This is a genomic window from Pseudonocardia yunnanensis, assembly GCF_039534065.1.
GTDB lineage: Bacteria > Actinomycetota > Actinomycetes > Mycobacteriales > Pseudonocardiaceae > Pseudonocardia > Pseudonocardia yunnanensis.
Genome location: NZ_BAAAUS010000049.1, coordinates 15137 through 29080 on the forward strand (window position 1 = coordinate 15137; position 13944 = coordinate 29080).

Annotated in this window: 15 protein-coding genes; 9 read left to right on the forward strand and 6 right to left on the reverse strand. The window is 68.0% G+C overall.

The genetic code is table 11. The annotated features are described in order from the left end of the window. Nucleotides 1–29 precede the first annotated feature (29 nt). From ABD743_RS37070 to ABD743_RS37080, 3 genes are all read right to left on the reverse strand, one after another. Nucleotides 30–689, reverse strand: coding sequence for a helix-turn-helix transcriptional regulator (locus ABD743_RS37070; protein ID WP_344728122.1), 660 nt, complete (start codon nucleotides 687–689; stop codon nucleotides 30–32). Next, the gene (locus ABD743_RS37075; protein ID WP_344728124.1) at nucleotides 686–2866 is read right to left on the reverse strand and encodes an ATP-binding protein; all 2181 of its coding nucleotides are present in this window, start codon (nucleotides 2864–2866) and stop codon (nucleotides 686–688) included. Before ABD743_RS37075 ends, ABD743_RS37070 begins: the two co-directional genes overlap by 4 nt. A gap of 269 nt (nucleotides 2867–3135) precedes the next feature. Further along, on the reverse strand, nucleotides 3136–3372 hold the full coding sequence (locus tag ABD743_RS37080; protein ID WP_344728125.1) for a hypothetical protein: 237 nt from the start codon (nucleotides 3370–3372) through the stop codon (nucleotides 3136–3138). A gap of 75 nt (nucleotides 3373–3447) precedes the next feature. Here ABD743_RS37080 and ABD743_RS37085 point away from each other — a divergent pair, with 75 nt between their 5' ends. The 5 genes from ABD743_RS37085 to ABD743_RS37105 all read left to right on the forward strand — a co-directional run bounded on the left by ABD743_RS37085 (nucleotide 3448) and on the right by ABD743_RS37105 (nucleotide 6975). Continuing rightward, entirely contained in the window at nucleotides 3448–3777 is a 330-nt protein-coding gene (locus tag ABD743_RS37085) for a hypothetical protein (RefSeq protein ID WP_344728126.1), read from the forward strand. After that, complete coding sequence (locus ABD743_RS37090; protein WP_344728128.1) at nucleotides 3744–4142, forward strand: hypothetical protein; 399 nt, start codon at nucleotides 3744–3746, stop codon at nucleotides 4140–4142. Before ABD743_RS37085 ends, ABD743_RS37090 begins: the two co-directional genes overlap by 34 nt. Nucleotides 4143–4217: 75 nt before the next feature. Next, entirely contained in the window at nucleotides 4218–4592 is a 375-nt protein-coding gene (locus tag ABD743_RS37095; RefSeq protein ID WP_344728129.1) for a LysE family translocator, read from the forward strand. A 64-nt stretch (nucleotides 4593–4656) separates the two neighbouring features. Continuing rightward, nucleotides 4657–5532 carry an alpha/beta fold hydrolase gene (locus ABD743_RS37100; protein ID WP_344728130.1) on the forward strand — a complete coding sequence of 292 codons (876 nt, stop codon included), beginning with the start codon at nucleotides 4657–4659 and terminating at the stop codon, nucleotides 5530–5532. Nucleotides 5533–5850: 318 nt separating this feature from the next. Then, entirely contained in the window at nucleotides 5851–6975 is a 1125-nt protein-coding gene (locus tag ABD743_RS37105; RefSeq protein WP_344728132.1) for a baeRF11 domain-containing protein, read from the forward strand. Nucleotides 6976–7296: 321 nt separating this feature from the next. Here the strand turns inward: ABD743_RS37105 and ABD743_RS37110 are convergent, their stop codons facing one another. Then, entirely contained in the window at nucleotides 7297–7509 is a 213-nt protein-coding gene (locus tag ABD743_RS37110) for a hypothetical protein (RefSeq protein WP_344728134.1), read from the reverse strand. A gap of 679 nt (nucleotides 7510–8188) precedes the next feature. On the opposite strand from ABD743_RS37110, the gene ABD743_RS37115 reads away from it, so the two are divergent. Further along, nucleotides 8189–8590 carry a hypothetical protein gene (locus ABD743_RS37115; protein WP_344728136.1) on the forward strand — a complete coding sequence of 134 codons (402 nt, stop codon included), beginning with the start codon at nucleotides 8189–8191 and terminating at the stop codon, nucleotides 8588–8590. 252 nt (nucleotides 8591–8842) lie between these two features. Beyond that, nucleotides 8843–9103, forward strand: coding sequence for a PqqD family protein (locus ABD743_RS37120; RefSeq protein WP_344728138.1), 261 nt, complete (start codon nucleotides 8843–8845; stop codon nucleotides 9101–9103). Nucleotides 9104–9334: 231 nt separating this feature from the next. Here ABD743_RS37120 and ABD743_RS37125 read toward each other — a convergent pair whose 3' ends face one another. After that, nucleotides 9335–10306: a glycosyltransferase gene (locus tag ABD743_RS37125; protein WP_344728140.1), complete on the reverse strand. Its 972-nt coding sequence runs from the start codon at nucleotides 10304–10306 to the stop codon at nucleotides 9335–9337. 604 nt (nucleotides 10307–10910) lie between these two features. Here ABD743_RS37125 and ABD743_RS37130 point away from each other — a divergent pair. Together ABD743_RS37130 and ABD743_RS37135 are read left to right on the forward strand one after the other, a co-directional pair. After that, nucleotides 10911–11363, forward strand: coding sequence for a hypothetical protein (locus tag ABD743_RS37130; protein WP_344728141.1), 453 nt, complete (start codon nucleotides 10911–10913; stop codon nucleotides 11361–11363). 48 nt (nucleotides 11364–11411) lie between these two features. Beyond that, nucleotides 11412–12536, forward strand: coding sequence for a glycosyltransferase (locus ABD743_RS37135; protein WP_344728143.1), 1125 nt, complete (start codon nucleotides 11412–11414; stop codon nucleotides 12534–12536). Between the two features lie 220 nt (nucleotides 12537–12756). Here the strand turns inward: ABD743_RS37135 and ABD743_RS37140 are convergent, their stop codons facing one another. Continuing rightward, nucleotides 12757–13923, reverse strand: coding sequence for an MFS transporter (locus ABD743_RS37140; protein WP_344728145.1), 1167 nt, complete (start codon nucleotides 13921–13923; stop codon nucleotides 12757–12759). Between the last annotated feature and the right edge of the window lie 21 nt (nucleotides 13924–13944).

The following is a 13944-nucleotide window of genomic DNA, read 5'->3' on the forward strand; positions in this document are numbered from 1 at the left end:
GTCGGACGTCCGATCCTTACGGCGCGGCTTCAGAGCACATCCGGGTCCGAGCGGCCCGGTGAGTCGGCCCGATTCGCTCCGTCCTGCTCCGCGACCACCCGGGCGAGCTCGACACGCGACCGGATTCGCAGCTTGGTGAACGCGTGCCGCAGATGGGAGCTCACCGTGTGGGGCGACAGGAAGAGCTCGTCGGCCGCCTCGCGGTTGGTCGCACCCGCCGCGACCACCCGGACGACCTTGAGCTCCGACGACGTCAGTCCCAACCAACCCCGTCCCGGCGGGCTGGTACGCCGACGACGAACTCCGAGGTCTCCCAGCGCTTTCCGGGTCCGGGCGGCGTCGTGCTCCGCGCCTGCCGCGGAATAGGCGGAGAGTGCACGTTCCAGATACTCGACGGCGTCGGCCCGGTGCGTGGACCCGACCATGCGCGCGGCGTCGGCGTACGCGTCCGCCTGCGGCAGGACGTAGGGAGTGCCCTCGTAGCGCGCCAGTGCGTCGCGCATGCCGGTGACGTCACCCTCCAGGAGAGCGCAGGAGTGCCGCGCGGCCGCGGCGAGGTACGGGAAGTCCGGGTCCTCCGCCGCGTGCTGTGCCATCCGGTCGATGACCGACTCGGCGGCCTCCGGGCAACCGCGGGCCACGGCGAGCCGAGCGAACGCCACGACGTCGTCGTGCTGCCGCGCGCTCACGAGCTGCGGCCGGTCGCTCCCGAACGGCGCGAAGGCCTCCGCCGCGAGCTCGACCGCCGGCGCATCGGCCGAATCCGCCGAATTCGCGTCGGTGACCAGGGCTGAGAGCCAGAGCCCGTGCTGGCGCAGAAGCCCCGACTTCTCCGAGGCATCCGGCGGGCCTCACGTGCCGCCCTCGACAGTAGGACCCGATCACCGGTGCGCAGCCCGATGCGTCCGAGCAGGTAGTGGGCGATCTCGGTGACGTACCCGCCGGGCCCCAGGTCGTCGGTCATCTCGAGGACCGCCTCGGCCTCGGCCTGGGACTCGTCGAGCCTGCCGGCTGCCCACAGGTACCGGGCGCGGCACATCATCCAAACCCGCACGTTGGCGGCGGGTCCCTCGCGCCGTGATTCGCTCAACCCCGCGTCCGACAGCTCGATCGCCTCGTCGAGCCGCGCGAGGCACGCCAGTAGCAGCGAGCGCCAGCAGTCCGGCACCCACACATCCCGTGCGGAGCGCTGGAGCGGCCGGAGCGCAACGGCCTCCTGGCTGAGCCGCAGCCCGTCCACCCGGCGGCCGCGCACCAGCGCGTCGCCCGTAGCAGCGGTCAGCGCAGCGACCCGGCTGTCGGGGTCACGGAAACGTGCCGACTCGCGCAGTGCCCGCTCGGCCGGATCGCTGCCCTTTCGCGGATCCCCGCTCATGGCGTACCCGTGGGACTGCAGTGCCGAGAGCTCGATGCTCAGCGCAGCGGGGAGCTCCGGCAGGGTGAGCGCGCGCCTGGTCTGCTCGACGACGTCGGGGCCGGAGTACTGCAGCGACAGCCACGCGAGCTTGAGGCGTGCACCGGCCTCGTCGACAGGCCCGACGACGCCGTTCAGCGCCGTATCGGCGAGGTGTCGCGCTTCCTGCACCGCTCCGGCCGCCGCGAAGAGCGACATCGCGGAGACGATTCTCGCGGGCCGTTCCGGTCTGCCGTAGGGCGTGAGCTCCAGTGCTCGGCCCACCAGCTGAGCCGCGTCGGCCGGAGCGGCGTGCGCGAGCTCCACCGACGCCCGGGCGAGCAGGTCGGCTGACGCCAGGTCGCCCGTGCGGGAAATCATGAGGACCAGCGCCGCTACCTCCGCCGGAGGCGCCCCGTGCGCGAGCATCACCTCGACCGCGCGGCGGCGCAGCGCGTCCCCGAGCGCGGTCGGGAGGTTCGCCTCGACCGCCTCCCGGATGAGATCGTGCCGGAACCGGAGCGTCGAACCGGCCTCGACCAGCAGCTCTGCCCGCAACACTTCGCGGAGCGGCGCAACGAGCTCGGGGACGGAGATCTGCAGGAGTTCGGCGAGCTGCTCGACGGAGAAGCTGCGGCCCAGCACCGATGCCATCTCCACGAGGTTCCGTGCCGGGTCACTCAGGCGGTCGAGCTGAGCGGTGATCGAGTCACGAAACCGCTGCGGCAGCCCCGGACTGTTCAGCCTCAACGTGCCGTTGTCGCAGCTCACGAGGCCTTCGTCCACCAACCCGCGCAGCAGCTCCACCAGGAGGAACGGCTGGCCGTGGGCGCGCCGGACGACGTGCAGGACATCCTCCCCGGGCGTGGCGGCCAGCACGTCCCGCGTGACCTCCACGACCGCCGCGTCGTCGAGCGCGCTGAGCACCAGATGTTCGGCCCCCGCCCCGCAGAGCCTGTCGACGGTGCGGCGGGTGATGGGCGAGGTGTTGGCGTACCGCACGGTGAACACCCAGAGGATGGCGTGGGCGGCGAGCCGGGGCGGAAGCACGCCGACCGCGGCGAGCGTCGCCGGGTCGGCCCACTGCAGATCGTCGATCGCGACGATCAGCGGACCCGACATCGCTGCCGTCTCCAGCCGGTCCTGCAGCTCCTGCAGCAGCCAGAACCGCTGGTCGGGCAGCTGCGACAACCTACGGACCTCGCCTGCGTCGAGCGGCGAACGGGGATGGTGCAGTAGCGCGCCGAGCAAGGGGTCGAGCGGAATGATCTGCGCCGCGGGGTCCGCAACCCCGCTGTACACCTCGGCACCCATCAGCCCGGCCCGTCGCAGCACCTCGTCGAGGAGGGTGGACTTGCCGGCTCCTGTCGCGCCGGCGAGGACGATGATCCCGCCGGTGCCGTCCCGCACAGCCCGCAACCGGGCATCGATCGCGTCGAGCTCTGCGTCCCGCCCGCGAATGCGTGGCGTCATGGGATCACCGATCCGGCTGGCGACGGGCCCTGCTGGAGGACAGGGCGAGCCGACATCAGATCGCCAACGTGGCGCCGCTCGCCGGCTGGGACGGCCGAGAATACCGGCGGCGCGGAAAGTGGAACAAGAGATGGTGAGTGGGATGGGCCCCACTCGACGTTCCGGCCTCCTGTAAGCGATCAAATTTTCACGGTGATGTAGCGCACTTCGCGGACGATCAGAAAACGACTACGGCAATCGATACGCTTGACTGACGAACACGACAAATGTCACGGTTGCGCTTCGCCATCCTCGCCCACGACCGCGGGCTCGAAATGGTCGTGGATCGACTCCTGCGCCCACTGCGGCCGATTGGCCGGGACGAAGTGATGTAGGACCACGGCGGCCGCGCCGGCCTCGCGCGCGACCCGGCCGGCCTGCGCGATCGAGCGGTGGGCACGCATGTGGTCGTCGCGCTTCGTCCGGTGGCGGGGGATTTGGCGTCGCTGTAGTTCTCCTCGATCCACGAGTCGTCGATGACCTCGTGCGCCAGGACGTCGGTGCCTGCCGCCGGCCGGACCAGGTCCGCTCAGGGAGCCGTGTTGCCGGAGATCGTGACCGATCCGGCGGTCAGCGGCACCACCTTCGTCTCGGAAGCAGCGCGTTCGATCGCGGACCACTATCCGCTATCTGCGGGGGTCGCGGCCCCGCTAGTGGTGGACGGGTCGCCCTGGATCTTCGCTGCCCTTTCGGTGGCCTCCGACATGGTATTCGATGACGCGCAGGCGGTACCGATCGAAAGATTCGATGACGGCGCGGTAATACTTTCACGGCCGATTGTTCGCTCGTCGCGACGATTGGGTGAAATTGGCGCTGAAAAACGTGGTAGGACTGCATCGTGGACAACGAGGAGGCCGAGCATGCTCGACTGATCTCCCGTGAGCTGTTCCGGCTCCGTACCGCAGGGATCACCGAATGCTGTGCGCGCAACATCGACCCGGTAGCGCCGGGGATACAGATGCTGTTCGGCTACCTCGATCGGCTGTTCGGTGTAGCCGACCGTCTTACGGCGGCGCAGCGGGGCGACGCCGGGCGAGCGGCGATCAATCTGTTCGCGATGGCGATGCGGGACGTCACACCCGCCGTGCCGGGAGGGGACGGTTCTGCGTGCGTAGTGCTCGACATGATGCGGACGCACCGCAATCATCTGGCCGATCCGCGGCTGCGGGTCGACGAGCCGGCGCGGCGGCATCATGTGTCGGTTCGCCGTGCGTACACCCCGTTCGAGACGTCATGACCACGGTGAGTTCTGTGCCGGTCAGCGGCCTGAGCTGGAGCTCCTACAGCGGGTTTCTCGTGATGGGCTGCCTACATGATCTATCTCGGGGCGCAGGCGCTGCTGGCGGCGCAGCGCGGTGGGTACCAGCCGATGGGCTCAGCCGGATCCGCCGCCGTCAACCGGTTCCGGCACTTCCGCCAGGGCCTGCTGTCGAACATCACCAACCCCAAGGCGCTCGTGCTGTACCTGTCCGCGCTGCCGCAATACCTGCGACCCGGGCTCGACGTCGGGTCCACGCTGCTTCTCGCGTCCACTCTGGGTGTCTTGGGCGCCTGCTGGCAGCTCTGGCTGTTGATCGCGGCGCATCGCGTGCGTGGATGGCTGAGCACCCGGAGGATCCGGCGGACGCTCGACGGGGTGCTCGGGTGCGTGTTGATCGCGTTCGGCGTTGGCCTGGCCGCCGAGTGACGCCGGCTGAAACCTCTGAAATCTCTGGTCAGAGATCCTCGTAGCTCATCCGATGGGACGTGACATGTCCAGCAGTCGATCCTTCGGCCTGGTACCCGGCTGGTACGAATTCGAATCCGAAGGTGTTCGCCAGGCGTACGAGATCGTCGGTAGTGGCCCGGTATGTGTCGTTCACTCGGGTGGGCCAGGTATCAACTCCGACTATCTGCGGATGCCGCTGCTCGAGCAGCATCTGACAATGGTGTACCTCGATCCGATCGGCACCGGACGCAGTGATCTGCTCCCCGGTGGCGACTACAGCGTGTCCACCTACGCCCGCTTCGCCCGGGCGGTGATCGATCATCTCGGCGCCGAGCAGCCCTATTTCCTCGGGCACTCCCACGGCGGCTTCGTCGGTCTGGAGTTGGCGATCCGGAACCCCGGTCTACTCGCCGGGCTGATCGCCTACAGCACGAGTCCCGTCTACTCCGCCGAGCTGTGGGAGGAGGCGACGCGCCAGATGGAGGCGTTCGTCGCGCGCTGGCCGGACCAGCCTGACGCCCAGAAGGCCGGCCTCGCGTGGCGGTCTGCTTCGCAGGCGCGCAACACACTGCTCGGCGATCGGGAGTCACGTGTGGACTGGCTGCGGGCGATCCTGCCGGCCTACTTCGCGAACTACTGGAAGACCGTCGACCAGACGGGTCCGGCCGCCTTGGACGTCACCTGGGATCCGGGGCGGAAAGACAGCGACTGGGATGCACGCCGCACGCTTGACCGTATCGACGTGCCGACCCTGGTGATCTCAGGTCTCTACGACGTCATCTGCCCACGGCGGTGGTCGGAGGAGATTCACGAGGGAGTGCCGAACGCACGGAAGCTCGAGCTGAACCAGAGTGGCCACTTCGGCTACCTGGAGCAGCAGGACGAATTCGTGCAAGCCCTGGTGGAGTTCATACGATGATTCTGCCGGGCATCTCACCCACTCCGGGTGAAGCTCGTCATCCGGCGGCGAGCGACCGTTAGGCGGCAGGGCTGCAGCAGGGCACAAGGTCGGGTCCAACGGGATTACCTGCCGTGGGGAGAGTCCGATGACGACAGTGGACGTCAAGGGGGGCGTCTTCGCGCTGCCGCGCAACGTCACACAGGCCAACCGGCTTCGTTGGCGCGTTGATCGCGTGGGTGATCGCCGGCACCGGCAGGCTGATGTTCACCTTCGTCTTCCAGAACCCTGCCAACGCGAAGTCCGGGACGGGGAGTTCCCCGGCCCGACGGTGGCGCCGTGACCCTGCATACCGACATCCCACCGCGATCCGAGGTCGAGCGCCTGCTCACCGTGCGCGAGCCCGGCTGCGTCTCGATCTACCTCCCGACGAGCGTGATCACGCAGGACGCCCAAGCCAGCCGGATCGAACTGAAGAACCTGGCGGCGACGGCCATCGAGCAGATGCAGGCTTCCGGGATCGTGCCGACCGTGATCGCGAGCATGCGTGACGGGCTCGGCGATCTCGTCGACGACGACGACTTCTGGGCCGTGCAGGCGCGCAGCCTCGCCGTCTTCGCCTCGGCCGACCGGATGCGGACGTTCCGCCTCCCCAACCGGTTGTCGAGCGTCGTCGAGGTGGCGGATCGCTTCTACGTCAAACCGCTGCTACGGGCCGTCACGTTCCCGCAGACAACGTTCGTGCTGGCCCTCGCGGCCGGCTCGGTCAGACTGGTCGAGGTGGTTCCCGAGGGACCGCCCTTCACCGTCGATGTCCCCGGACTGCCCACGGATGCGGCGAGCGCGGCGGGCAAGGCGTCGATAGCCGATCGTTCTCCGGTCCGGCGGATCCAGGGCTCGGAAGGGCAGAAGATCAGGCTGCGCCAATTCGCCCGGAAGGTCGACCATGCCCTGCGCGGTGTCCTGTCGGGGCTCGAACTGCCGCTCATCCTCGCCTCGACCGAGCCGCTCGACTCGATCTACCGATCGATCAACAGCTACCCACACCTCGTCGAACCGAGCATTCGGGGAAATCCCGACGCTGTGCCGGACCAGCATCTCGCCGAAGCAGCGCGACCGCTGTTGGACGAGGTGTACGCAGGCGAACTGTCCGCGGTCAGAAACCTGTTCGACCTGCGCTTCCAACAGGGTCGCGCGTCGACCGACGTAGCCACGCTGGCCCGGGCGGCAACCCGCGGTGCGATCGACACGCTGCTCGCTGACATCGACGTCAAGCTGCCCGGCACCGTTGACGACGACACAGGCGCGATCACGTTCGCCGAGGACGACGACGCCGTCAGCTACGGAATCGTCGACGAGATCGCTCGGCGTGTGCTGCTCGGCGGGGGCCGCGTGCTCGCGGTGCGCGCCGCGGACATCCCCAACGGGGAGCCGGTCGCGGCGATCCTGCGCTATGCCTTGTGACCTGACGTCCGGTCGGATCATGCACGTGCGCTGCTCAGGACGCTGCGGGCTGGACGACCGCCTGGAAAGACCTCAGCTCTTCCGCGGTGTCCGCCCGTGCCACTCCGCCGGTGACGCCCTGGGCGCCGAGGCGGGTCACGCAGCCCGGACCCCGACCGTGCTCATGGCGACGAGGACCTGACCCGTCCGGCGGCCAGGGCCCGCTCGACCCGTCGCCGTTGATTCCTGAAGCCGGCGGTGGTGGACGGCGAGGGCGCGGTACTCGTCAGAGCGCCGACCTCGAACCTGGCCGCCCGCCGTCGCTGTCCTGGTATCGGGTGATTATGCGGCGCGGTCGGCAGCCGGGGTCGTGTGCTCCGCCGGCTGCCCCTCTGAGGTCGAGATCGCCGGATTGAGCGTGATGGGCGTGGTGCCGGTGTCGATTCCGTGCTGGTTGGTGCCGTTGTCGAACGATGGGTTGAGCGTGGTGGCCCTGGTGTTGCTTCCGTGCTGGTTGGCGCGGTTGTCGAACGATGGGTTGAGTGTGGTGCTCATGGTGCGACTGCTCCTTCCCAACTGAATATCGCGGCCGACAAACGACGCGGCGCCCACACTTGCGCGTGGCACCTTCGATCCGCATGCGTCCCCTGGCCGTTGTGTCCGGCTCGTCGGTGGCTGGTTCCCGCCTCTTGACTTGAGCGTCGCCACGAGGTCCGGTCGACGCATCACGGCCACCCACCGTCATGCACTGGTGCTGACCGAACTGCGCAGCCCCCTGCTGATGGGTATGCCCGCCGTCGGCCTGGCACCGGGGGAGGACCCGCGTGGTGATCGGCACCTTAGGGTGCGCCGTGGCCAAGAAGCGGGCGATCGACATCGAGTTGGTGACGGACCGGCAGGTCTATCTGCCGGGCGAAGCCGTGACGGCGTTCGTGCGGTTGGTCCCGGGCGAGGATCTCGAGGCGGTCGAGTGCTCGGTGGCGCTCGTGCACATCGACCGGTATCCCGTCGGTGACGGCAGCTCCACCGACGATCGTGCGGTCGCCGGCGAGTACGTCCTGAATGAGGACGATCTCTCCGCCGGTGTGGCTCGTGAGTTCACGGTCGTGCTGCCCGTGCCGCGGCGGATCGTGCCGCCGGAGACCCCGGAGGATTGCGCGGACGAGCGGTTCCCGCCTTCAGGGGACGAGGCCGATCCGGAAAGCTACGACCTCTGGATCGAGCCCGAGGAGCGGTGGGGGCCGCCGACGAGTGTGGGGCCCGGGGGTCGTCGCTGTGGCTGGTGCGCTGCAAGGTCACGGGCGGTTCACCCGATCCCGTGGAGGCACCGGTGGTCGTGCTCGCCCCGGAGGTTCGGATGCCTACGGAGTCGCCGGTGCGACAAGGCGGTGGTACGCCGCTCTGCACGGTCTCGTTCTACGGGCTCCCGCGTACCAGCGTGGCGCCCGGCGCGACACTGCGTGCGACGGTGCGGCTGACCGCGAACGACGACCTGAAGGCCCGGGGTGTGCGGGTCGAGCTGGTGCGATTGACGACGGTCACCTCCGGGCGTGGGCAGGCCGTGATCCGCCGGTCGGTGGGGGAGGTGGCGGTGAGCGGGCCGCTGGAGCAGACGATCGCGGTACACACGGCCTGACCCTAGGCCAGGGTCGGACCGGTACTCGGGGATTCGAGGTCGAACGCGCGCAGCACTTCTGCGCTCTGGGACGGACGAGGTGGCCGGAGTTCAGGATAGGCCAGGTAAATCGGGTGCATGGCCGCACGACTCGACGGCAAGGTAATGCATTAGGTGGAACAGGATCGGTTGTAGCGCCACGCCGACAAGGGAATGCGTTATATTCGGCGCCCGTCCGAGCCAGTTCTCCGGCTGAAGCCGTCAGGAGTGATCATGCTTTCAGTCCAGCCCAAGATCGTCGAAGGGCTTGACCTCAACGAACTCGATGACGGGATGGTTGTCTTCTCCGAGTCCACGGACACGGTCCATCATCTCAACCACACCGCCGCGGTAGTTCTCCAGTTCTGCGACGGCACACACGACGCGGACGCGATCGCCGGGTTCGTGGCGGCCGCCTTCGGGCTGGCCGACCCGCCGGTCGGAGCCACGAAGGACTGCTTGGAGGCGCTCAACCGGCAGGGTCTGGTGAGCTGACACTAAGGCTGGTGACTCCTGGCTTCCAGGTGCGGCGGACCCGATCTGTGGGGCGAGGACCGCCGCGAGGTCCTGCCCGCTGGTCAACATCGGGGCCATTGCGCGTTGATGGCCCACTGTATGTATCAACAACACCGTGAGTCGCCGGCAGATTAGGTCGAGTCCGCGCTTGTGCCCTGCTTCGGATCTGAGTAGCCGGCTCGCCCCTAAGCGTTAACGGTTTACGACGGATCAGCCAGCTGCGTCGGGCTCGGCGTTGGCCATGCGGCCGGCCGGAATGCTCCCTGCGGTCGGTTGGTCGCCAACGGAGTGTGCGTTTTCTGCCGCGTCATCCAGCAGGCTCTTCACCCGCGCGGCGACGACGGGTGGGGAGTGGTTGATCTCGACGTAACGCCGAGCCTCGTCGGCCAGTCGGGCGCCCGCTCGGGGGTCGGCCAGCAGCGTGGCGACATGCGAGGCAAGCTCCGCGACAGTCCGACCCACCAACAGGTGGGTGCCGTGCTGGACCGAGAGTCCGGCGGCGGCTGCGGGCGTGGCCACCACCGGAACCTTGTGCGCGAAGGCTTCGAGGAGCTTGATCCGGGTGCCCGCGGCATCCGTCAAAGGAGCCACGACGATGCTCGCTCGCGCATACGACTCCGTCAGATCACCCACGAATCCTCGAACCATCACCCCAGGTCTCCGACCCAGCGACAGCACTCGTGGGTCGCCGCCGTGGTGCCCGACCAACGAAACGGCGATCGGCAGTCCGGTGCGTTCTCGGACGCTGGGCTGGACCTGCTCCACCAGGGCCGCCGCGGCGTCGACGTTCGGCCGGTATGACAGGTTTCCCACGAACAGCAGCTCTGGTGGACCGGACGGCATACGCCGCGGGCTCGCCGGGATGCGGACCGAATTGGGCAGGACCGCCGTCGGGACCCCGTGCCGGGCTGCCACTGCCGCTGCCTCCTGCGGGGCCGCGAGCCAGATCCCGGAGAAGCATCCAGCGAAGGCGGACACCAACCTCCGGTGAGCGTCGGCCTCCGCGTTCTCGCCGAGGCTTCGAAGCAGCGTCTCGTCGTCGTCATCCAGGTCCAACGTCGCGAAAGGTGCCTTGATCAACTCGGCCAGCGCGACCCCGAGTGGCGCCAGGCCGGCCCGGGCGACGTGCACGGCCCACCCGCTGGGTCGGCCGAGCGCCGAGAAGATGTCATCGGCAAGCATTGGGGGTGCAGCGCGCGCTGCCTGAGGCAGAATGCCCGACACCTGCAGCCGATCGCGCCATACCGGTTGAGCAAGCATCCTGATCAAAGCAGGTCGTCGGTTGGCCCCGGCCCCGGGCGGAATTCGGACCACTCGCTGCACCCCGGGAATCGTCGCAGTACCAAGCGGTTCGCCTGCCACCGGAACGACGACGACCACCACCTCGCGGTTCCCGGCGGCGGACTCGACCGTACGGGCAACACGCATCGCCAACCCATTGCCCGTGGGCTGAGGCGTGATCGGAGTCAGGACCACTACAGGTGGTCGGCGCGTAGTTTCCAACAAGTGGCGAAGTATGATCTGCGCGCCATCCGAGCACAACCCTGTCCCTTTCCTCGTTCGGGTGAGACTAGAGGGATCGCCTCGCGCTAGATCAGGATCCGCGCCGCGCGATCTTCTCGAGCCGGTTTCGCGGAATCGGAGTGCCTGCATCAAGATTGCTGCCATCGCCGTCTGATCGGCGATCAAGGCTGATCAATTCCTCGACCCCTACCGAGTGACCGATATGGACGTTCGCTCTGCCTGGGCGAAAAACTACGCCGTCCGGTGTGGATGATGACTCGACATGGAGGATCTCGTGAAAGATCAGGACCCGCTTCGCTCTGACTTTCTCGATTCGGCTTCACAGGGCCGGCGCGCCTTCATCAAGAAGATGGCCGCTGTCGCCTTCATGGTGCCGGCGGTCGGCGCGTTCAGCATGAACTCCGTTGCGCTCGCCGAGCCGCGGCAGACCTGCCCGAATCAGGCCTTCCCGAATCAGGCGTTCCCCAACCAGACCTTTCCGAACCAGACCTTCCCCAACCAGGCGTTTCCGAACCAGACCTTCCCGAACCAGACGTTCCCCAACCAGACGCGGCCGGCCCGTCACGACAAGGGCGCCAAGGAGGCCGACCTCAAGAAGGTCGACCACAAGGAGGCCGACCTCAAGAAGGTCGACCTCAAGAAGGTCGACCACAAGGAGGCCGACCTCAAGAAGGTCGACCACAAGAAGGCCGACCACGAGCGGTGCGGCGACTAGCGGGGGCAGGAAATCGCTGTGGTGGCTCAACCCTTGCTCAGTGCGGCAATGATCGTCCGCAACGAGGCGAAGTTCCTCGGTGATTGCTTGCGGTCGCTGCAGTCGGTCGTCGATGAGGTGATCGTCGTCGACACCGGATCTACCGATGGGACGCCGGAGATCGCAGCAGCTCATGGCGCCATCGTTCACCACTTCCGGTGGTGCGATGACTTCGCTGCTGCGCGCAATACCGCGCTCGCCGCAGCGAAGGGCGAATGGATCCTCTACATCGACGCCGATGAACAGCTGCAACCGGTCGAGCGCTCAGCTGTAGAGGCCCTGTTGCGCCGGACGGACGCGCTGGCGTTCCGGCTGTTGCTGCGTCCTTCGCCTCGAGCGACTCCGTATCGGGAGTACCGGCTCTGGCGCAATGATCCACGGATCCGGTTCGACGGCGTGATCCACGAGAAAGTGGTGCCGGCGATCCATGCGGTCGCTGACTCGGATGGCAGCGAGATCTTGCCGTGCGACCTGGAACTTGTCCATTTCGGTTACGAGGGTGACCAGACTCATAAGCACCTGCGGAACCTGCCGCTGCTGCGCCGCCAGTTGGAGGTGGATCCCGACAACCTGTTCGTGTGGCATCACCTGGCGCGGGTCCTGGAAGGCCTCGGCGACGCGAGTGGGGCCGAACGCGTGTTGGAGGGCGGGCTGCAGGTTGCTCGTGCCAAGACATGGCGGGATCCCCTGGGTGTTCTGCTCTATGCCGATCTCGTGCGGATGCGCGAGCCCTACGGTGACCACGGGGAAGCGCTGCTCGCCGAGGGTCTCGAACTCTACGGCGACAACTGCGTGCTGCTGTGGCTGCACAGCCGCGCCCTGATCCGTCAAGGCGCGTACGAAGATGCTCTTGTGCCGCTGGACAGGATCGTCGGGGTCGACCCGGCCCAACTTCCCGACCTCGGCCCCTCCTACGACGAGCAGTTGATTCACGAATTCTCGCATGACGCCCGCGGCCTTTGCCTGTTTCGCCTCGGCCGCTACACCGAGGCTGCGCAGGAATATTCAGCCGCGGCGCGGTGGGCGCCCGGTAATCCTGCCTACAGCGCAAAGGTTGCCATTGCGACCGCTCGCGCGGCTCGCGCGGTCGCGGACGATGATGATTGCGTCCCGAGCATGGTGCTCGGCGCGTAACACAGCGCTCAGACAGCCGACAGCCGACAGCTGCCAGCACGGGCCGGTCGAAGCATCTGGCCGGCCCGTGCTGCCCTGTCGATCGTTCTCGCGATCGGAGAATTGATGCGGCGGCGGGGAATCCGCCACTGCCATGCTCATCGCCGGCGCGCTCCGATCGATCCGCGCCCAGCACTCATGTCGGCCGAGCCGATTCATCCCGTCCAGTCGCGGGTGCCATTCAGCTCGGCGTGGTGATGCTGCTGGTAGCGACGAACGCGGCGAGGAGGGCGACGCCGGCGGCGGCGAAGGCCAGAAGCGCGGGCCCGGAGTAGGTCAGTGCTGTCCCCCCGAGCGCGGAACCAATCAATATCCCGGCGTACATGGCGGTGTTGTTCCAGGCGATCAGCGAGCTGCTGGCGGCGGGGTAGCGCGCGATGAGACGAGCCTGCTGAGCGGAGAAGAACGGGTAGGCCACAAGTGCCATCCCGGCGAGCGACGCGAGTAGCAGCACGGGCCCGGCGTGCAGGGCGAGGCCGAACAATGTCTCCGCACCGGCGAGCAGGACCAGGGTGATCACGCTCGTCTGCCGCCCCCCGAACCGATCGGCGAGGCGCCCGCCGGAGAGATTGCCGATAACCGCGCCGGCTCCGAAGCAGACGAGCGCGCCGGCTGCGACACTCGGCGGGAAGCCGAGGTGCTCTCGCAGAATGGTCCCCAGGTAGGTGTAGAGGCCGTAGACCGCAAGAGCCCACAAGGCGGTCACCGACACCGCTCGCACTTTCGTCACCACGGCAGGCGCAGGCTCCAACCGGTGTTGATCGCTCGTGCCGGCGGTGGTTGTGGCGCCGGCCGTAGGCGCCGGCGCCGCGCGTCGGGTCCAGGCCACAGTGCTCGCCAGGATGAGCGCGGCCGCCACGGCCAGCACGAGGAACACGCCCTGCCAGCCCACAGCTGACGCCAACAACGAGCCTGCCGGAGCGCCGATGGTCAGGGCGATCAGCAGTCCGGACGTCACGATCGACAACCACGTGGCTCGGGCCCCGGGCGGCGCCGCCGCGCTGACCAGCGCGTACACCGAAGGTGTGATGCCTGATGCGGCCAGCCCGGCCATGGCGCGCGCCCCCAGCAGCACCGCGAAGCTCGGCGCCAGTGCCGTGGCCAGATTGGCCACAGCGAACACCGCCAGCGCCGCGATCAGAACGCCGCGACGGCCGGCGCGATCGGCGAGCGCCGCGAGAGAGGGACCGCCTACCAGGTAGGCGACGGCGAACACGCTCACCGCCCAGCCCCCTGCAGAAATGCCGACGGCGAACCCACGACTGATCTCCGGCAGCAGCGGCGACATCACGAACAGGTCAGTGCCGACCAGGAACAACGTCAACCAGCCCAGAGTCCGCGACAACATGGAGCTACGATATCCACGTGT

Coding starts and splice junctions, on each gene's coding strand:
- ABD743_RS37075 (WP_344728124.1), bottom strand. CDS start 2,866: ATGACGCCACGCATTCGCGGGCGGGACGCAGAGCTCGACGCGATCGAT.
- ABD743_RS37095 (WP_344728129.1), top strand. CDS start 4,218: ATGATCTATCTCGGGGCGCAGGCGCTGCTGGCGGCGCAGCGCGGTGGG.
- ABD743_RS37100 (WP_344728130.1), top strand. CDS start 4,657: ATGTCCAGCAGTCGATCCTTCGGCCTGGTACCCGGCTGGTACGAATTC.
- ABD743_RS37110 (WP_344728134.1), bottom strand. CDS start 7,509: ATGAGCACCACACTCAACCCATCGTTCGACAACCGCGCCAACCAGCAC.
- ABD743_RS37120 (WP_344728138.1), top strand. CDS start 8,843: ATGCTTTCAGTCCAGCCCAAGATCGTCGAAGGGCTTGACCTCAACGAA.
- ABD743_RS37125 (WP_344728140.1), bottom strand. CDS start 10,306: ATGCTTGCCGATGACATCTTCTCGGCGCTCGGCCGACCCAGCGGGTGG.
- ABD743_RS37130 (WP_344728141.1), top strand. CDS start 10,911: ATGGAGGATCTCGTGAAAGATCAGGACCCGCTTCGCTCTGACTTTCTC.
- ABD743_RS37135 (WP_344728143.1), top strand. CDS start 11,412: ATGATCGTCCGCAACGAGGCGAAGTTCCTCGGTGATTGCTTGCGGTCG.
- ABD743_RS37140 (WP_344728145.1), bottom strand. CDS start 13,923: ATGTTGTCGCGGACTCTGGGCTGGTTGACGTTGTTCCTGGTCGGCACT.